We start from the raw sequence: 19,365 nt of genomic DNA on the forward strand, positions 1-19,365 counted from the left end.
TGAAGAACTGTTGAAGAAGAGTGATTTGACATTGGGTAAAGTTGAAAGAAAATATGATGATAAAGTAGATGAAAATAAAGTAGTAAGCCAAAGTGTAAACTATGGTGAAGAAGTTGAAAAAGGAACTAAAATTGATATTGTAGTAAGTAGAGGTAAAGAAGATAAAAAGGTAGAAGTGCCTGATTTAATTGGAAAAACTGAAGCAGAGGCAATTAAGGCTCTTTATGATAGCGGTTTAGCTGTTGGTAGAACTGAAAAGAAAGCAGATTCCCAAAAAGCAGGAACTGTAATTTGGCAATCTTATGGAAAAGGAGTAAAGGTTGATGCAGAAACTAAGATTGACATCGTTGTAAGTTCAGGAAAATCAAATACTGATAATGTATTAAATTTAACTTCTTATAGCGAATCAGATTCTGTTACAAAAAAATATACTATAAATGAGCCAAGTAAGAATTATCTTTTATTAGTTACTAAAAACACTGAAAATGGTGAAACTAAGTTATATGAAAAAACAATGGTTACCGGTGGAGGAAAGCTGACAATAAATATAAAGGCTAAATCTACCGATAAATTCAATGTTTATGTAAACGGAGAACTTATTTTATCAGGTGAGAATTAATATGTTTGAAATAGGAGTGATATTTGATATTTCAAAAGATTTATATTATGTAAAAACTGATAGTGGAAAATATATGTCAAAGGCTAGAGGAGTTTTTAGAAACAAAAAATTATCTCCAATGGTTGGGGATAATGTTAAGATTGAAATCTTTGAAGATGATACAGCTTATATAGTAGAGGTGTTTGAAAGGAAAAATGAAATCTTAAGACCACCGGTTGTAAATGTTGATCAAGCTATTATAGTTTTTTCAATGAAAGAACCTGAAATTTCATATAAAATTATCGATAGATATATAATGTATTATGAAATAATGAAAATTCCAATAGTTTTGTGTTTGAATAAATGTGATTTGATTGATAAAGAATTGGAAATAGATTTTAAAAATACTTATGAAAAACTTGGATATAAAATAATTTTTAATAGCATAAGTTTGGATAACAAAAAATTGTTTGAAGAAATTTGTAAGGATAAAATTTCAGTTATTACAGGACCGTCTGGTGTTGGTAAAAGTACAATTTTAAATTTTCTTAATCCTAAATATAATATCTGGGTTGGAGAGATAAGTAATAAGACAAAAAGAGGTAAACATACCACAAGAGCGGCAACTTTATATGAATTTTTTGATAATTCATTTATTATAGATACTGCGGGCTTTACTTCTCTTGACTTGACAAAATTTATAGATAACGAAACTCAGATTAGGGATGCCTTTGTGGAGTTCGAGTTAGGTTCTAAATGTAAGTTTTCTGATTGTAAGCATATAAATGAACCGAATTGTTTTGTAAAAGATGAATTAGAAAAAGGAAATATAAGTAAAAGTAGATATGACAGTTATATATTTTATTTAAATGAGTATTTAAAAAATAGGAGGTATTAAATGTTAGAATTATCACCATCATTGTTATCAGCTGATTTTACAAATTTGAAATCAGATATTGAAATTTTAGATAAAAACGGAGTTAAATATTTACATTTAGATGTAATGGATGGAATGTTTGTTCCAAATATTTCTTTTGGACCTATGATAATTAAACAGTTGAGACCTTTAACAGATATGGTTTTTGATGTTCATTTAATGATAGAAGATCCTGATAGATATATTCAAAACTTTAAAGATGCAGGAGCTGATATTTTAACTGTTCATTATGAAGCTTGTAAGCATCTTCATAGAACTATTTCTTATATCAAATCATTGGGAATGAAAGCCGGAGTTTCATTAAATCCTGCGACTAATATTAACGTTTTGGATTATGTGTTGGAAGATTTAGATTTAGTTTTAATTATGAGTGTAAATCCCGGATTTGGCGGACAAAGTTTTATTCCTTCTGCTCTTGATAAAATAAAAAATTTAAAGAAAAAATAGAAGAAAAAAATTGAATGTTATAGTTGAAGTTGACGGTGGAGTAAAAACTACTAATGTTAAAGATGTAATTGAAGCTGGAGCGGAATTGATAGTTTCAGGTTCAGATATTTTTGCTGATAAAGAAAATAGAATTAAGGCTTATAAAGATATTTTTAAAAGTTTTGAAAAATAGTTATGAGCTATAATAAAAAAGATTGAGTTCTCAATCTTTTTTGTAATTAAGAAAGAAAAAGAGGTAAATATGTTTATAGATATTGCAAAAATAGAATTAAGAGCCGGAAAAGGTGGAGATGGCTGCGTTTCTTTTAGAAGAGAAAAATACGAACCGGATGGGGGACCTTATGGTGGCGACGGCGGAGATGGAGGAAGTGTAATTTTTATATCCGATGAGGGAGTAAGAACTCTTATGGATTTTAGATATAAAAAACACTACTTTGCTCAAAATGGAGAAAATGGGAAAACTAAAAGACAATATGGTAAAAAAGGTGAAGATTTAATCGTAAAAGTACCCGTTGGAACATTAATTAAGGATTTTGAAACTAATAGGGTTATTCACGATTTTAAAGTTAAGGATGATAAATTTATAGTTGCTAAAGGAGGTAGAGGTGGTAAGGGAAATGCAAGATTTGCCACTAGTACAAGACAAGCACCTCGTTTTGCACAACCCGGAACAAAGGGAGAAGAAAGAACAATAAAATTGGAATTAAAACTGATTGCTGATGTTGGACTTGTTGGACTGCCAAATGTTGGGAAATCATCTTTGCTTTCTGTCTTGAGTGATGCAAAACCTAAAATTGCAAATTATCATTTTACAACGTTAGAGCCGAATTTAGGAGTTTGTAGAGTTGAAGAAAATAAATCCTTTGTAATAGCTGATATTCCAGGTTTAATTGAAGGAGCAAGTGAGGGAATAGGACTTGGTTTTGAATTTTTAAAACATGTTGAAAGAACTAGACTTTTAGTTCATGTCTTAGATGTTTCAGGAATAGAAGGAAGAGATCCGATAGAAGATTACAATACAATTTATAAGGAATTAGAGCTCTATAATGAAAATATTAAAAATAAGAAAGAAATAATTGTTGCTAATAAAATAGATTTATTAACTTCTGATGAAAATTTAAAAAGAGTAAAAGAATACTTCAAAGATAGAACTGTATTAGAAATTTCAGCAGTGACTCAAAAGGGAGTAAAGGAATTAAAATATAAAATATTTGAAGAATTATCAAAAATTGAAATAGATTATGAAACTTTTGATGAAGAATATGAATATATAGAAGAAGTTGAAAAAGATGCATATGAAATTTATAGTGAAGATGGAACATTCTATGTTGAAGGACCTCTTATTGACTATTTAGTTTATATAACTAATTTTGAAGATTATGACTCATTAAAATATTTCCAAAAAGTTTTAACTGATAAGGGTGTAATTGAAGATTTAAAACAAAGAGGAGCAGAAGAAGGACAAACAATTGTTATAGGAGAAATGGAATTTGAATTTTTTGAATAATAAGGAGATAATATGATAAACCCAAAACAAAGAGCTTTTTTAAAGTCTTTAGCTCATAATATGGAACCTGTTATGAATATTGGAAAATATGGTGTAAACGATGAAACTATAAGACAATTAGATTTAGCTTTAGAGAAAAGAGAACTTATAAAAATAAAAATATTAAATAATAATTTAGATGACAATAAAGAAATAGTTGACCTAGTTTTACAAAAAACTAGAGCAGAATTTGTTCAACATATAGGAAATAAATTTGTTATCTATAGAAGAAAAAGAAAAGATGAAAATAGAATAGAGTTGCCATAAAATGAAAAAAATTGGAATTTTAGGTGGAAGTTTTTCACCTATTCATAATGGACATTTACAAATTGCCGAGGACTGCTTGTTGGAAATGGGACTTGATAAAATTATTTTTCTTCCGAATTCAAATCCGCCACATAGATTTGTTGAAAAATTTTCTTTTGATACGAGAATTGAAATGTTAAAATTAGCATTAGAAGATAATGAGAATTTTGAAATTTCACTTGTTGAAAGTGATTCAAACAAGGTTCATTATTCATATAATACAATTAGAGATAATTTTTGTAATTGTGAAGATAAATTTTATTTTATTATGGGAGATGATGAATTCTTAAGTATTAAGTCTTGGAATGAATATGAAAAATTTTTAGAGATTACTTCAATTATAGTTTTTTTAAGAAAATTTGATTTAAATTATATTTTAGAGAAAAATAGTGAAATAATAGAAAAATATGATATAAATATTATTAAAAATTCTATTATTTCTATTTCTTCAACAGATATTAGAAATAGAATGAAAGAAAAAAATCTATAAGATATCTTGTTCCTAATAAGGTAAGTAAATATATTTATGAAGAGCTTAATTACTTTGATATAAAAGGTATAAAAAAAGATTTAAAAGATAAACTTTCAAAAAACAGATATGAACATTCCTTAAGAGTCGCTGACTACTGTAAAAGACTTGCTAAAATATATAATGCTGATGAAAATAAGGCTTATTTATCAGGTCTTGTTCACGATTGTGCAAAGAATTTGGAAGAGTATTATATGTTGAATAAAAATCTTAATTCTGATATAATATTTGATAATGATGAAAAGAATAGTAAAAATATTCAACATGCACCGATAGGTGCGGCTGTTTGTAAAAATTTGTATGGTATTTCTGACGATGAAGTAATTTCAGCAGTTCGTTATCATACGACAGCAAGAGAAAATATGTCTTTAATCGAAAAGATTTTATTTATATCAGATAAAATTGAGCCTAACAGAAAGTATGATACAGTTGAGGAACTTAGGAAAATTGCAGATTATGATATTGACAAGGCTATAATTAAGTTTTTAAATGATAGTTTTGAATATTTAGAAAAAAATCTCAAAAAATTCATCCTTTATCTGTTAAAGCAAGAGATTATTTAGAAAATATGAGGTGATTTTATGGAAAAACTTGACGTTATTTTAAAAGCATTAGATGATAAGATTGCAGAAAATGTTGTAAGCATTGATTTAAGAGGAAAATCCTCAATCGCTGAATATTTTGTTATTGCAACAGGAAATGTAGTTAATCATAATCAAGCTATTTGTGATGAAATTGAATTCCAATTAAAAGAGAATGATATGGACTTTTTAAGTACAGAAGGATATAAAGAAGGAAATTGGATTTTATTGGACTGTGGAGATATTATAGTTCATATTATGACAAAAGATTATAGAAGCTATTACAATCTTGAAAGATTGTGGGCATAGATTTAGGAGGGAAAAAATGAGCGTAGAATTTTTAAAAACTGATAAGGCTCCTGCAGCAATCGGACCTTATTCACAAGCTGGAAAAGTTGGTAATTTAATATTTGTTTCAGGACAATTACCAATAACAAACGGAGAATTACAAACTGAAATAAAGGCAGCAACACTTGCAAGTTTAACAAATGTTTTAGAAATTATTAAAGCAGGTGGTGGATGTTTAGAAAGTATTGCAAAAGTTAATGTTTTTGTAAAAGATATGAATGACTTTGAAGCAATTAACGGAGTTTATGCAGAATTCTTTGGTAATCATAAGCCAGCAAGAGCATTGGTTCAAGTTGCTAAATTACCAAAAGATGCTTTAATTGAAATTGAAGCAGTAGCTGCTGTTTAAAAATTTTTATACTGATGTTTAAATACATCAGTATTTTTTTGTCTAAAAATGAGTTGATTATAAATAATCTTTAATTATTTTAATAAATATTTAACAGATTTGTGTTTTATATGTATTTTTGGGGTTTTATTTTTACTGTAATTTTGTTATAATATAATTCGTAAAATTGTAAAATTATAATAGAAAATAAGTTATTATTTATTTTAGTTTTATTTAAAGTTTATGTTTTAAAATATAATGGTCCTATTATGTTTCATTTTGTATTAAATTATTTTAATAATAAATTAATTTCATTAAAATAGGATAAAGTTTAGTATAAATAAATTTAATGATTGGGAGGATTTTTTGTGAAGTATTTAGAAACATTTAATAGTTATAAAAATTCAGAAAAAATTGCTTATATTTGTAATGAAAACTCTATTACATATAGAGAACTTATGCTATATTCAGATAGACTTGCAAAATATATTTTACAAAATTTTGGAATTGGTAATAAAGATGCAATTGCCGTTTATGGACATAAGGATTTTTTAATGTTAGTAAGCTTTTTAGCTTGTACAAAGTCAGGACATCCTTATTGTCCTATGGATATTTCTTTTACTAAAAATAGAGTTGAAGATGTATTGAGTATAACAGATTCAAAATTTTCAATTTTTACAGAGGATTTGACAGTTGATGACAAATTTAATATATTGGATAAAAAAGAAATTTTAGATATTATTTATAATGAAAAATATGATGATATTTCTAATGAAGGACTATATGAAATTGAACCTGAAGATATTGTATATATAATCTTCACTTCAGGAAGTACCGGAAAGCCTAAAGGGGTTCAAATAACATATGACAATTTGAATAATTATATTGATTGGATACATAATGTAGTAGGAAATGGAAAGAATAAAGTTTACTTAAATCAAGCTCCTTTTTCTTTTGATTTATCTGTGATGGATTTGTATTTATCTTTGTATTCTGAATCCACTTTATTTGCGATAACTAAAGAAGATCAACAAGATTTTGCTAAACTTTATGAAAATTTAGAAAAATCAGGTATTACAAATTGGGTTTCTACACCGTCATTTGCAGATATGTGTTTGTCTATGAAGGAATTTAATTCTGAAAATATTAAAAATATAGAGTATTTCTTATTTTGCGGAGAAGTTTTGACAAAGAAGACTGCTCAAAGATTAAATAACAGATTTCCAAATGCAAAAGTAATTAATACTTATGGACCTACTGAATCAACAGTTTGTGTTACAGATATTTTGATTACAGATGAGGTTATAGAAAAATATGAGACTCTTCCACTTGGAGATGTAAAAAAGGGAAGTAGAATCGAAATAAGAGATGAAGATAAAATTCTTGATGATGGCGAAATTGGTGAGATTGTAATAATTGGAGATACGGTAAGTAGTGGATATTATAAAAATCCTATTCAAACTGAAAAAGCTTTTTTTGTTACTGAAAATAATGAAAGAGCTTATAGAACAGGAGATTTAGGATTTTATAAAGAAGGACAATTGTTTTTCTCAAATAGAAAAGATTTTCAAGTTAAGTTAAATGGATATAGAATTGAACTTGGAGATATTGAAAGCAATCTTTTAAATATTAGTGGAATAAGCTCCTGTTGTGCATTGCCAAATTATGATTCGGACAATAAAGTAAAGAGTATTACTGCTTTTGTTGTAAGTAATGAAATCAATGGTGAGAAAGAATATACAAAATTTTTAAAAGAAGAGTTACAAAAATATATTCCGAGTTATATGATACCAAAAAATTCAAATTTTTAGAAAAATTACCAATGAATAATAATGGAAAAGTTGATAGAAAAGAATTAAATAAAATATTGGAAAGGAGATAGGGAGATTATTATGAGAGAAAAAGTTTTTGAAATTTTAGAAGATATTTGTGAAGAAGATTTAAGAAATACTCCAGATGTTAATATTTTTGAAGAAGGTCTTATGGATTCACTAGGACTTGTTAGATTTATTGTTGAAGTAGAAGAACAGCTGGGAATTACTTTAGGAATAATGGAATTAGATAAGGAAGTAGTTAATACACCAAATAAAATAATAGAATTTTTAAACAGTAGGGATTAAAGATGGAGTTTTTTAGTGGCTTAAATTTTTGGTTGGTGCTTATTTTAATGACCATACCAGCGATATTTCTAGGCATTAAAGAAAAGAAAAGTAAATATTATATTCTTGCAACTTCATTAGTTTTTTGTTTTTTAGTATATTCAAAAAATATAAATTCACTAATATCATTAATTATTTTTGTAATATATGAGTTCGTGTTGATAAAAATATATTTAAAGTTGAAAATTGAGAAAAATTTTGACAGAGTTTCTATATTTATAATTTTAAGTTTATTACCACTTATTCTAGCTCGTGTATTACCTTTTACAAAAATTAATTATAAATTGGGTTTTCTAGGGATATCATATATAACTTTTAAAGTAATGCAAATGCTTATAGAGATAAAAGATAAGTTGATAAAAGAGGTAAAATTTGTCGACTATCTATCTTTTATGATATTTTTTCCAACACTTTCATCAGGTCCGATTGACAGAAGTAGAAGATTTTTTAAAGATTTGGAAAAAACAATTAGTAAAAATGAATATTTGGACAATTTAGGAAAAGGGATAGAATATATCTTACAAGGGCTTGTTTATAAAATGATTTTATCACAATTAATTTTTGATAAGTCAAGTGCTATTTTAGATGCAAGCTATACAATTCCTAATATGTTAATGTATATGTATCTATACGGATTTTATTTGTTTTTTGACTTTGCCGGATATAGTTTAATGGCTGTTGGAGTTAGTAAAATATTTGGAATTGAAACACCAATGAACTTCAATAAACCGTTTTTAGCAAAAGATATGAAAGATTTCTGGAATAGATGGCATATCAGTTTATCACATTGGTTTAGAGATTTTATTTTTAGCAGACTTGTTTTTGCTATGTTTAAGAAAAAAATTATAAAAAATTCTTTAATAACAGCAATGGTTGCATATATAGTTAATATGACAGTTATGGGGATATGGCACGGATTAAACTTAAGTTATCTTTTATATGGTTTATATCATGGGATTATTCTTGCATTTACTGAGTATTTCCAAAAAACTAAATTTTATAAGGCTAATAAGAGTAAAAAATGGTTTGAGTACTCATCTATCTTTGTTACCTTTAATTTAGTTATGTTCGGATTTTTTATATTCTCTGAACAATTTGTATATATTTTAAAAGTATTAAGAGGTAGATTATGGTAAAAAAGAAACAAAGGAATTTATATTTAGAGTTGCATTTTATACATTAATGATTTCCTCACTAATTATTTTTAGTGTATTGTATGATTTTAATGTTGTAAAAGATTTTATATATAGTAATTTTTAATGATAAAATTTAAGGTTGAGTTTTTCAAATTCTCAACCTTTTTTATTGTGAAACAACAAGGTTCCCGGGAACCCACCCGATGCGAAGCATCGTGGAAGGGTGGGGTTCTTATTATTAAATAAGAATATTCTTAGAAACTCACTGGACGTAAAGAATAATGTAATGTCAAGTTATTCTATTTTTTGTAAATTTTCACTTGAAAAAGGAGTAAATATAATATTACTCCTTTATCTTAATTTTATTTGTTAAATTCTAATAAATCTTTTTGTAATTGTATAAAACCTAATCTTCCTAAATGCATTATATCGTTAAAAAAATACGGTTTATATGAATACATACTATAATCTGTAAGATGTACTTGATTTTCTTTCACTATTTTTTTATTTTATCATAAAATTCTTCTATGGATTTTTTTAGTATTCCGGTATAATCCGCCCAATATCCTTGCAACGGAATCATTATTATATTCACTTCAAATCCAAGTTCTTTTGCTATTTCAATAAATAATTTCAAATCATCATATTCAGGACTTTCCGAATAATTCTGGTTACTCATATAACCTTCATATTTTTTAAAATCATTTCTTATATATTCATTATAATATTTATTTTCTACGTAAAATTTGTTATTATCTGTTTCTTTTTCTGCTCTTTTAGTAGCTTCCTTTTCTAAAGTTTCCCAATTTATTCCTTTGAATTCTAATTTATTTATAGAATTATCATATTTATATTTTTTTACAAAGTCTCTTTTTTCTTTTAAATTATATTTATATTTTAAAATAGGATTTATAAATTGATATAAATAATTAGGTTTATAAACATTTTCAACATTTGATAGTATAAAACTTGTTGAATCAGTCAAATCTTTTATTCTATTATAAAGTTTTTCTTTTGTATTTTTTGAAATATTTTTATTTTCAAAGAAATGGTAAAGATGATCTAATGAAACTCTACTTTCAAAAGCTTCTTTTTCTAAACCTTTTTTTTCGAACCACTGCATAGATATTATTAAATTAACTTTTTTTACGGGTATATCATTTCCTATTGAACCTAAAATAATAGCTTGCAATAAACTTTGGTAATGACCTCCACCTATTTGCATAATATTCTTATCAGAGTAATTTAATAATTGTTTTGGATGTTCTTCGTTTTCCAATGTTGCTACAAGTTCTGACGATCCCATAAGTAAAATTGTATTTTTATCTATATTTTTTGTCAATACATCATAAGAATTATACTTTGAATACAAAGTATTATATTTTATACTATTATTTTTCACAATTATATTTTTCTCAATATTTTTTGAATAAAATATTAGTACGGAAGAAGAAATAAAAATAGATAAAATTAGTGAAATTGCTAATGCTTTTAATCTTTTCATAATGTCTCCTAAAAGTTGTCATATATAAATTTTTATATAAAATTAAATTCATATATTATGTAAAAAATTTTAGGTTTCATATTTTTAAAAAGTAGCTAAAAAACCTAAAATACTCCATAATTAACGGATAAATTATATCATATAGGGTGTTTTTTTCAACACATACTATCAAGCTTAAATATTATCATATCAAATCATAAGAGTTACTTAATATTGATTTTTGTTTTTTATAATTTTGTGATATAATATTATTCTCAAAAGAGACTTTCATTCTTGTTTTTTAGTTAATTTAATTATACAGATGGTATTATATCTTTAATATGATTAATATTATTCTGATGATTTTTTAGTTTTATTTAAAGTTTCTACTGTAAAATTATTTAGGATAATTTTGTGGAGTTTTTAAAAATTTTTGTGGAGTTTTTAAAAATTTTAATATTTATATAGATTTTTTAAAAATCTATAATTTTTTTGAGTATTGTACGATGTTAATGTCGTGAATTAATATATAATAATTTTTTAGGGGTGTTTATGAAGAGATTAAAAGCATTAGGTGTAGCAATAATTTTATCTTTAGTTATTTCTTCTACATTTTTACATTTTTATACTAAAAAGGAGAAAAAGGAGTTTGATGAGTTATCCGTTCAGAATAATTCTATAAGATATAATGATTCTCCAAATAAATATAAATCTCATGATGCTATAATAAAAAATATAGGAAAAGGGACTATAATACTTTTAGGTTCTTCTGAACTTATAGTAACAAATGATTGGAAGGAACATCCAAAACAATTTTTGGATTATTCAGATAGAAATATTATGCAAATTGGTGAGGGATTTTATCAATCTATAATTCAAGCCATAACTTTGGGTTCAATTGGAGAAAAATCACCGGTAAAAACTGTTAATTTAATATTATCTATGCAATGGTTTGAAAAAAATGGAATGAGCCCTGAAGCTTTTCAACCTAGATTTTCAATAGATCATTTGTATAATTTATATAAAAACAAAAAGATTTCTAAAGAAACAAAAGAGAAAATCTATAATAGAATTTTGGAGCTTTCAAAAAATAATAATATTGTAACTGGAATAGTTGAAAGATTAAAAAGAGATAATCCTGTGGATAAGACAATAAACAATGCTAATGCTGAAAAGTACAAATTGATTGCAAATAGTAAGTTTTTAAAATCATATCATAGAGATGACAGTGTAAATGATAAAAAAGCTCCTGAAAGATTTGACTGGGAAAAACTTAGAAAAGAAGCACTAGATACTGCAAAAGAAGAATCTAATGAAAATAAATTTTTTATGTATAATAAATATTTTGATAAGAATTTCAGAAAAAATTTTGCAAAGTTAAAAAACTCTGCAAAGAATACAAAGTATAGAAGTGAAGAAGAATATAGAGATTTACAATTGTTCTTGGATGTTGCAAGAGATTTGGGCTTTAAAGTTAATCTTATTTTAGTTCCGCTTCAAGGACATTGGGCTGACTATACAGGTGTTCCAAAGGATGAGATAGAATATTTTTATAAAAGAATTAGAGATATTTCAGCAAAAAATAATGTAAATTTAATTGACTATAGTAAATATTCTTATACAAAATATTTTTTCAAAGATGCTACACATTTAGGAAGGCTTGGACTTTTACAATTACAGGAAGATTTATTAAAATATAATAATGATTAATAGAAATATATTTTAATTCAATAAATTCTCCTAAATTATTGCAAAAAAAGTTAAAATGTTATATAATGAGTAGCCAACATAAATTTAGGAGGAAATTATGGATTTAAAATCAAAGATTAGAGTTATAGAAGGATTTCCAAAAGAAGGAATCAGCTTTAAAGATATAACTACTTTAATTAGTGATGCAGAAGCTTTTAAAGAAGCTGTAAATATTATGAAAAAACATTTAGAAAATAGAAATATAGATTATATAGTAGGACCGGAAGCAAGAGGTTTTGTCTTTGGCTCTGCTGTAGCTTATGCTCTAAATATAGGATTTATTCCAGTTAGAAAACCCGGTAAATTACCTGGAGAAACTGTATCTTTTGAATATGCATTAGAATATGGAACAGATATTCTTGAAATTTGTAAAAATGCATTGAAAAGTGGAGATAGAGTTGCAATAGTTGACGATTTGCTTGCTACCGGTGGAACAATTAATGCTTGTGCAAAATTGATTGAGTCTCAAGGAGCGGAAGTTGTTTCAATGCAATTTTTAATGGAATTGACAGACTTGAAAGGTAGAGAAAGAAATAAAGAATATCAAATAGATGCTGTTTTGGAGTATAATATTTAATGAGAATCGATAAATTTTTAAAAAATTCAAGACTGATTAAAAGAAGAACTATTGCAAAAGAGGCTTGTGAAAAAGAAAGAGTTTTTAGAAATGGTAAAGCTATGAAACCTTCCGATGAAGTTAAAGTTGGAGATATTATAGAATTGAAATTTGGAAATTCTGAAGTTAAAATTAGAGTTTTAGATATAACTGATAGCCAAAAGAAAGAAGATGCACAGAAAATGTATGAAAATCTGTGAAAGTATTGAAAAATTATAGTGTTTGTTATATAATTTATAGTAGAAAGAGGTGATGACTTGATGAATAAGAGAAATAAAAATAGAATTAGATTTTATAGTTTAATATTTTTTACTTTTTGTCTCGTTTTTGGAAAAACTTTTATTTATCAAGTTAAGGAAAAAAACAGACTAAATAGTAAAATTCAAACTTTAACAGAGAGAAAAGAAAAGCTGGATGCTGAAATTACAGAAGCAAAAGATAATCTTAAAAAAGTTGATAGTGAAGAATTTATTAAAAAAGTAGCTAGAGAAAAACTTAGGATGATAGAAAAAGACGAAGTAGTAGTAAAGTATAAGGATAACGATTAGTTTAATTTAGTAAAGAAAGGAGCCGAGTTTTTACTCGGTTTTTTAATTTTTATGAAAAATAAATTTTTTAAAAATTTAAAAAACTTTAATCTTGATAGTTCTAGAATTTTACTTGCCATATCAGGTGGAAAAGATTCTATGACTATGTTGGATTTGTTTAATGCTTTTAAAGATGAATTAAAATTAAACTTAGTAGTTTGTCATTTTAACCATTCTTTAAGAGATGATGCTGATAGAGATGAAACATTTGTTAAATCTCAATGTGAAAAATATGGTTTAAAATTTTATTCTAAAAAGGAAGATGTTCTTCTTTTTTCAAATGAAAACAAATTGTCTATTGAAGAAGGGGCAAGAACTTTAAGATATAAATTTTTTGATCAAATAAAAAGAATTGAAAATCTTGACTATATTGCAACAGCTCATAATAAAAACGATTTGGCAGAAACTGTTATTATGAGAATTTTAAGAGGAACTGGGATTAATGGGCTAATAGGAATTCAATCCGAAAGAGGAGATTTAATTAGACCAATTTTGGATTTTTCAAGGGATGAGATTGAAAACTATATAAAAGAAAATCAAATTCCTTTTGTTGAAGATAAAACAAATTTTGAAGATATGTATTTAAGAAATAAAATTAGATTAAATTTATTTCCGATATTAAAAAATGAATATAATCCTAGAATTCTTGACTCTCTTTCAAGACTTTCAAATATTGCTTTTGACTATAGTAATATTTCAAGAGAATATATTGCTTCAAAAGAAGGAATTCTTTGGGAATTTAATAAAGAAAAAATATTGGTTGATATAGAAAAATTAAAACATCAATCTAAGTCCTTTAGAAATATTATGTATAGGGAATTTTATGAGTTTATTAGTAAAGATCCGGATGGTATAAATTATAAAATAATTGAAGAAATTGACAATTTGATTTTTACAAAAACGGGTAAATATATAGAGATAAAAAATGTAATCTTTAAAAATGAATATAATAAACTTCTTATCTATGATAAAAATGTTTTTATAAATTTGAAAACAGATTTTTATTATGAAAATTTAGATTTTTCTTTGTATTCTACTAAGTTTTTTGATATAATTATAGAGCAGTCATGTTTTGAAGAATTTAATAAATTAAAACAAAACAAGGATATGCTTTTTATTAATAAAAGATATCTTAAATTGTTGAAAATCAGAAATAGAAAAAATGGAGATTTTTTAGAATTTGAATTTGGAAAGAAAAATTAAAAGATATATTTATTGATAAAAAAATTAGCAAGGATATGAGAGATAATATACCTGTTTTTGAAATTGATAATAATATTATTTGGCTTCCTAATATTAGAAGAGCCAATAAGTATTTAGTTGATAATCAGGATGATATTATAAAAATTAGAGTTTTATCAAAGGAGATTTTATGGAGAGATTAGATTGTGTCGTTAAGTCAGATATGAAAGAATTGTTATTTGATGAAGAAACTATAAAAAATAGAGTTGAAGAACTAGGGACAGAAATAACCAAATATTATGAAAACGATGAAGCTGAACTTGTAGTAGTTGGTATTTTAAGGGGGTCTACTTTATTTTTTGCTGATTTAATCAGATTTGTAAATTTACCTATTTCAATAGACTTTATGGCAATTTCATCTTATGGGAATTCATCTCAAAGTGGGATTGTAAAAATTGTAAAAGATTTAGAGGCAGATGTTACGGGAAAGAATATTTTAATAGTTGAAGATATTATAGATACCGGAAAAACTTTAAAATATCTATTACATTATTTTCAAGAAAGAGGAGCGAAAACTGTTAAAGTTGCAAGTATGTTAGATAAGCCTGAAAGAAGACTTGTTGAAATTTCAGGTGACTTTGTAGGTTTTGAAGTTCCAAATGATTTTATAGTTGGTTATGGACTAGATTATAATCAGTCATATAGAAATTTACCATATATTATTTCTTTGAAAGAAGAAGTTTATAAATAAAATAATAGGAGGGAAAGCGTGAATAAAAAAACAAAAGCGTATCTTATATATTTGATACCAATCTTGTTTTTAACTGCATATTTCTTTGTCATAAAAACTTCAGCTCCTGTAGTTAAGGAATATACAGTTACAGAGATTGTATCAAAAATAAAGAATGATGAAGTTTCTGAGATAACAACTCAGGGTTCATATATAACTGGAAAGTTAAATGATAAAAATAAAACAGAATTTAAAACTTATCTACCACAAGAATTTAGACTACAATTTTATGAAAATTATTTAAAAGCTAAGGTAGATAATAATACTTTAAAATATAATGGAAAAGCTGAGCCCACAAAGCCTTTTTATCTGGAAATATTACCAACTCTTATAATTTTAGTAGGACTTGGAGTCCTATGGTTCCTATTTATGAGACAAGCTCAAGGTGGGGGCAAGGTAATGAATTTTGGAAAGAGCAAGGCAAGACTTCATAAGGATAAGAAAAATGAAGTTACATTTAATGATGTAGCAGGTCTTGAAGAGGAAAAGGAAGAATTACAGGAAATAGTAGATTTTTTGAGATCTCCTAAAAAATATAGCGATATAGGTGCTAGAATTCCAAAAGGTGTTTTGCTTGTAGGTCCTCCGGGAACTGGTAAGACTTATCTTTCAAGAGCTGTTGCAGGTGAAGCAAAAGTTCCATTCTTTAGTATAAGTGGTTCCGACTTTGTTGAAATGTTTGTTGGGGTTGGAGCTTCAAGAGTTAGAGATTTGTTTGAGGAAGCTAAAAAGAATGCTCCTTGTATTATTTTCATTGATGAAATTGATGCTGTTGGTAGAAGAAGAGGTGCAGGACTTGGCGGTGGACATGATGAAAGAGAGCAAACATTAAACCAATTGCTTGTTGAAATGGACGGTTTTGGTGTTAATGAAGGAATCATAGTTATGGCTGCAACAAATAGACCTGACATTCTGGATCCGGCTATTTTAAGACCGGGTAGATTTGATAGACAAATTTATGTAGGTATTCCTAATGTAAGAGAAAGAGAAGCAATACTTATGGTTCATACTAGAAATAAAAGATTGGATCCGGATGTTGATCTTAAGGCTATTGCTAAACATACAACAGGATTTACTCCTGCAGATCTTGAAAACTTGTGTAATGAAGCGGCTCTACTATCTGCAAGACAAAATTTAAAGAGTATTCCTATGAGAATATTTGAAGAAGCAGCTATAAAAGTTGTTGCTGGACCTGAAAAGAAATCTGCTGTTGTAACTGATAGAGATAGAAATATTACAGCTTATCATGAAGCGGGACATGCTATTGTTTCAAGATTTGTACCATTATCAGATCCTGTTCAAATGATAACTATTGTTCCAAGAGGAAGAGCCGGGGGATTTACAGCTTATTCTCAAGATGAAGATAGTCAATATATGACTGTAAAAGCTATGAAATCTAGACTTGCAATGATGCTAGGTGGCCGTTCGGCAGAACTTATAATTTTTGAAGATTTTACAACAGGTGCATCTAATGATATTGAAAGAGCAACTAAACTTGCTAGAAGTATGGTTACAACTTACGGAATGAGTAGCAAAATCGGACCTATAAATTACGATATGGGAGAAGAAGAAACTTTCTTAGGAAGAGACTTTGGAAAGGGAAGAACTTATTCTGAAGATATTGCAAAACTTATTGATGAAGAGGTTAAGGATTTACTTGATGAGGCTTATGAAACTGCACAAGGAGTTTTAAGAGATAATATCGAATTTTTACACATAATAGCTAAAAAACTGCTTGAAGTGGAAACTATTAGTGGAAAAGACTTTGAAACTATGTATAATAAATATATGGGTATTGAAGAAGAAGTTCAAGAAGAAACAATTGAAGAACAAAATTCAGTTGAAAAAGTAGTTTCTACTGAAGAAAATGTTGAAGAAAATATTGTAGAAAAAACTGAAAAAGAAGAAAATTAAAATTAAGTAGAAGTTCGCTTCTACTTAATTTATATGGAGGATTTATGGGAAGCAATGATTTTTTATTAATAGTATTTGGTATAATTTTAATATATGTAATTAAAAAAATAGTAGCGATTTTTCAAACTAGAAAAAAATTAACCGGGGAAATAACAACTATGAGTCTTAGGGGTAGAAAAGTATTATTCGGACTATCTATAGCATTAGTTGGTTTTGGAATTGTATATGCAGTAAAAATTCAAGATTTATATAGTATAGTATATGTTTTGATAGGTGTAACTTATTCTATAGTTTCTCTTGATAAATTATATATAGGGGAAAATGGATTCTGCTTTGACGGAAAATTTGGAGAATTTAAAAAATTAAAAAATGGGGAGCTATAAGTGATAAATTTTATGAAGTTGTAGTTTCAGGAGATTTAAAAGATGAAGTTCTAACTATTCCTCTAGATAAGGAAAATGTTGAAAAATTATCTGCAATTATTAAACAACATAAATCTAAGACAAAGGCGAAAAAATAATGAAACTTTATGAAAAAGATAATTTAGTAATTTTAGAAAATGTTGAAAATTTTGATGCAAAAGCTATTTTTACTTGTGGACAGGCTTTTAGATGGTATGAAGAAACTGATGGAAGTTTTACAACAGTACATTTAGGAAGAGTTTTAAATGTTTTAAATGATGATAATAAGGTTATATTTAAAGGCACTAATTTGGAAGAATTTAACGAAATTTGGATAGATTATTTTGACTTGAATACAAACTATAAGGAGATAAGAAAAACATTGTCAAACAACGAAATTTTGGCAAATGCAATGGATTATGGAAAAGGAATTAGGATATTAAATCAAAATCATTTTGAAATGTTAATAAGTTTTATAATTTCAGCTAATAATATGATTCCAAGAATAAAAAATCTATTGAAGTAATCTCTATGAGATATGGAAAATATATCTGTGAAGATGAAAATAGAAAATACTATTCTTTTCCAACTGTTGAAGAATTAAGTAAGGCTACTGTAGAAGACTTAAGAGAATTTGCAAAAGTTGGCTTTAGAGATAAGAGAATTTTTGATACAGTGAATATGATTTTAAATGAAAAAATTGACTTAGATAATTTTGAAAATTTAGAAACGGATATTTTAAGAGAAGAATTGTTAAAATTTGCAGGGGTTGGAAATAAAGTTGCAGATTGTATAATGTTATTCTCATACAAAAGGGGAGAGGTTTTTCCGGTTGACGTGTGGATTAAAAGGGTGATGGAAGAACTATTTATAAAAGAAGAAACTCCAGTAAAAAAAATTTCAAAAGAAGCTGATAGAATATTTGGCAAATACGCAGGTTATGCACAACAATATCTTTTCTATTATGGAAGAGAAGAAAAAATAGGGAAATAGAAATAGGTACCGATTAAATCGGTACTTTTTTTATGTTTTTTTGTTTAATATTTTAAAATTTTTATAAAAAATTTTAAATTTTCAATAAAAATCTATTGAATAAAGATTTATTTGTGATATAATATTTATTGTTTAATATAGAGATATTATTTGTTTAATATAGTGTTATAAAATAGGAGAAAGAAAATTGGATATTGGAGAAAAATAAAAAATTTAAGAACCATTTTGGGACTTACACAAGAAGAACTTGCAGAGAGAGCAGAGCTTACTAAAGGCTTTATTTCTCAGCTTGAAAGAGGACTTACTTCACCATCAATTAGTTCTTTGGAAGATGTTTTAGAGGCACTTGGAACTAATATTTCAGATTTTTTTAAAGAAGAGAAAGAAGAAAAATTTGTTTTTCAAAAAATTGATGCTTTTGAAACTATTTTTGAAAATGGAAATAGTAAATTAGAATGGATTGTTCCAAATGCACAAAAGAATTCAATGGAACCGATAATAGTAACTTTAAACGGGCATAAAAGTTATTCAAGGACTTATGAACCTTTTGAAGGGGAAGAATTCGGTTATGTTTTAAAGGGTAAAATTGAGCTTCACCTTGGTACAAAGACATATATTTTAAATGAGGGTGAATGTTTTTATACAAGTGGTCAATTCGAAAGAAGTATAATAAATTTATCTAAAAAAGAATCAAAAGTTTTGTGGATTACAAATCCACCAAGTTTTTAGGAGGAA

Annotated in this window: 21 protein-coding genes and 3 pseudogenes; 23 read left to right on the top strand and 1 reads right to left on the bottom strand. The window is 26.5% G+C overall.

The genetic code is table 11. The features are described from left to right. The first annotated feature begins 10 nt into the window (after nucleotides 1-10). From HMPREF9127_RS08925 to dltB, 12 genes and pseudogenes are all read left to right on the top strand, one after another. A complete protein-coding gene (locus HMPREF9127_RS08925; protein WP_255261676.1) occupies nucleotides 11-619 on the top strand; it encodes a PASTA domain-containing protein in 609 nt (202 codons plus the stop codon). Nucleotide 620: 1 nt separating this feature from the next. Continuing rightward, nucleotides 621-1,496 carry a ribosome small subunit-dependent GTPase A gene (gene rsgA, locus HMPREF9127_RS03030; protein ID WP_009448145.1) on the top strand — a complete coding sequence of 292 codons (876 nt, stop codon included), beginning with the start codon at nucleotides 621-623 and terminating at the stop codon, nucleotides 1,494-1,496. Continuing rightward, nucleotides 1,497-2,154: pseudogene (gene rpe / locus HMPREF9127_RS03035) on the top strand (ribulose-phosphate 3-epimerase). Between the two features lie 69 nt (nucleotides 2,155-2,223). Then, complete coding sequence (gene obgE / locus HMPREF9127_RS03040) at nucleotides 2,224-3,489, top strand: GTPase ObgE (protein ID WP_009447900.1); 1,266 nt, start codon at nucleotides 2,224-2,226, stop codon at nucleotides 3,487-3,489. A gap of 12 nt (nucleotides 3,490-3,501) precedes the next feature. Then, nucleotides 3,502-3,795, top strand: coding sequence for a ribosome assembly RNA-binding protein YhbY (yhbY, locus tag HMPREF9127_RS03045; RefSeq protein ID WP_009447733.1), 294 nt, complete (start codon nucleotides 3,502-3,504; stop codon nucleotides 3,793-3,795). A 1-nt stretch (nucleotide 3,796) separates the two neighbouring features. After that, nucleotides 3,797-4,324 carry a nicotinate (nicotinamide) nucleotide adenylyltransferase gene (gene nadD, locus HMPREF9127_RS03050; protein WP_009448157.1) on the top strand — a complete coding sequence of 176 codons (528 nt, stop codon included), beginning with the start codon at nucleotides 3,797-3,799 and terminating at the stop codon, nucleotides 4,322-4,324. A 68-nt stretch (nucleotides 4,325-4,392) separates the two neighbouring features. Next, nucleotides 4,393-4,926, top strand: a complete 534-nt coding sequence (gene yqeK, locus HMPREF9127_RS07710; RefSeq protein ID WP_255261700.1) for a bis(5'-nucleosyl)-tetraphosphatase (symmetrical) YqeK — start codon at nucleotides 4,393-4,395, stop codon at nucleotides 4,924-4,926. Nucleotides 4,927-4,944: 18 nt separating this feature from the next. After that, nucleotides 4,945-5,253 (top strand): ribosome silencing factor, encoded by a 309-nt coding sequence (gene rsfS, locus HMPREF9127_RS03060; protein ID WP_009447725.1) that lies wholly within the window; start codon nucleotides 4,945-4,947, stop codon nucleotides 5,251-5,253. Nucleotides 5,254-5,269: 16 nt separating this feature from the next. Then, complete coding sequence (locus HMPREF9127_RS03065; protein WP_009447837.1) at nucleotides 5,270-5,641, top strand: RidA family protein; 372 nt, start codon at nucleotides 5,270-5,272, stop codon at nucleotides 5,639-5,641. A 347-nt stretch (nucleotides 5,642-5,988) separates the two neighbouring features. Further along, nucleotides 5,989-7,431, top strand: a complete 1,443-nt coding sequence (dltA, locus tag HMPREF9127_RS03070) for a D-alanine--poly(phosphoribitol) ligase subunit DltA (protein ID WP_009447909.1) — start codon at nucleotides 5,989-5,991, stop codon at nucleotides 7,429-7,431. Between the two features lie 81 nt (nucleotides 7,432-7,512). After that, nucleotides 7,513-7,740: a D-alanine--poly(phosphoribitol) ligase subunit DltC gene (gene dltC, locus HMPREF9127_RS03075; protein ID WP_009448002.1), complete on the top strand. Its 228-nt coding sequence runs from the start codon at nucleotides 7,513-7,515 to the stop codon at nucleotides 7,738-7,740. Between the two features lie 2 nt (nucleotides 7,741-7,742). Beyond that, the gene (gene dltB, locus HMPREF9127_RS03080; RefSeq protein WP_009448193.1) at nucleotides 7,743-8,915 is read left to right on the top strand and encodes a D-alanyl-lipoteichoic acid biosynthesis protein DltB; all 1,173 of its coding nucleotides are present in this window, start codon (nucleotides 7,743-7,745) and stop codon (nucleotides 8,913-8,915) included. Between the two features lie 362 nt (nucleotides 8,916-9,277). Here the strand turns inward: dltB and dltD (HMPREF9127_RS03085) are convergent. Further along, nucleotides 9,278-10,419: pseudogene (gene dltD, locus HMPREF9127_RS03085) on the bottom strand (D-alanyl-lipoteichoic acid biosynthesis protein DltD). Nucleotides 10,420-10,950: 531 nt separating this feature from the next. Between dltD (HMPREF9127_RS03085) and dltD (HMPREF9127_RS03090) the strand changes: the two are divergent. The 11 genes and pseudogenes from dltD (HMPREF9127_RS03090) (at nucleotide 10,951) to HMPREF9127_RS03135 (ending at nucleotide 19,359) form a co-directional block, all read left to right on the top strand. Beyond that, complete coding sequence (gene dltD, locus HMPREF9127_RS03090; protein ID WP_009448313.1) at nucleotides 10,951-12,108, top strand: D-alanyl-lipoteichoic acid biosynthesis protein DltD; 1,158 nt, start codon at nucleotides 10,951-10,953, stop codon at nucleotides 12,106-12,108. Between the two features lie 97 nt (nucleotides 12,109-12,205). Beyond that, nucleotides 12,206-12,724 carry an adenine phosphoribosyltransferase gene (locus HMPREF9127_RS03095; protein WP_009447829.1) on the top strand — a complete coding sequence of 173 codons (519 nt, stop codon included), beginning with the start codon at nucleotides 12,206-12,208 and terminating at the stop codon, nucleotides 12,722-12,724. Next, complete coding sequence (locus HMPREF9127_RS03100) at nucleotides 12,724-12,963, top strand: RNA-binding S4 domain-containing protein (protein WP_009447707.1); 240 nt, start codon at nucleotides 12,724-12,726, stop codon at nucleotides 12,961-12,963. Before HMPREF9127_RS03095 ends, HMPREF9127_RS03100 begins: the two co-directional genes overlap by 1 nt. A 60-nt stretch (nucleotides 12,964-13,023) precedes the next feature. Then, entirely contained in the window at nucleotides 13,024-13,311 is a 288-nt protein-coding gene (locus HMPREF9127_RS03105) for an FtsB family cell division protein (RefSeq protein WP_009447698.1), read from the top strand. Between the two features lie 51 nt (nucleotides 13,312-13,362). Next, nucleotides 13,363-14,553, top strand: a complete 1,191-nt coding sequence (gene tilS / locus HMPREF9127_RS03110) for a tRNA lysidine(34) synthetase TilS (RefSeq protein ID WP_009447755.1) — start codon at nucleotides 13,363-13,365, stop codon at nucleotides 14,551-14,553. A 35-nt stretch (nucleotides 14,554-14,588) separates the two neighbouring features. After that, a complete protein-coding gene (locus HMPREF9127_RS08930) occupies nucleotides 14,589-14,735 on the top strand; it encodes a hypothetical protein (RefSeq protein WP_009447806.1) in 147 nt (48 codons plus the stop codon). Next, nucleotides 14,723-15,283 (top strand): hypoxanthine phosphoribosyltransferase, encoded by a 561-nt coding sequence (gene hpt / locus HMPREF9127_RS03115; protein ID WP_009448302.1) that lies wholly within the window; start codon nucleotides 14,723-14,725, stop codon nucleotides 15,281-15,283. Before HMPREF9127_RS08930 ends, hpt begins: the two co-directional genes overlap by 13 nt. An 18-nt stretch (nucleotides 15,284-15,301) precedes the next feature. After that, entirely contained in the window at nucleotides 15,302-17,236 is a 1,935-nt protein-coding gene (ftsH, locus tag HMPREF9127_RS03120) for an ATP-dependent zinc metalloprotease FtsH (protein WP_009448401.1), read from the top strand. A gap of 44 nt (nucleotides 17,237-17,280) precedes the next feature. Next, nucleotides 17,281-17,619 (top strand): hypothetical protein, encoded by a 339-nt coding sequence (locus tag HMPREF9127_RS03125; RefSeq protein ID WP_009448240.1) that lies wholly within the window; start codon nucleotides 17,281-17,283, stop codon nucleotides 17,617-17,619. Between the two features lie 136 nt (nucleotides 17,620-17,755). Further along, a pseudogene (locus HMPREF9127_RS03130) lies at nucleotides 17,756-18,630 on the top strand (DNA-3-methyladenine glycosylase family protein). Between the two features lie 186 nt (nucleotides 18,631-18,816). After that, nucleotides 18,817-19,359 carry an XRE family transcriptional regulator gene (locus HMPREF9127_RS03135; RefSeq protein WP_039849361.1) on the top strand — a complete coding sequence of 181 codons (543 nt, stop codon included), beginning with the start codon at nucleotides 18,817-18,819 and terminating at the stop codon, nucleotides 19,357-19,359. Nucleotides 19,360-19,365 lie beyond the last annotated feature (6 nt).

The sequence above is a fragment of the Parvimonas sp. oral taxon 393 str. F0440 genome, from assembly GCA_000223315.2.
Taxonomy (GTDB): Bacteria; Bacillota; Clostridia; order Tissierellales; family Peptoniphilaceae; genus Parvimonas.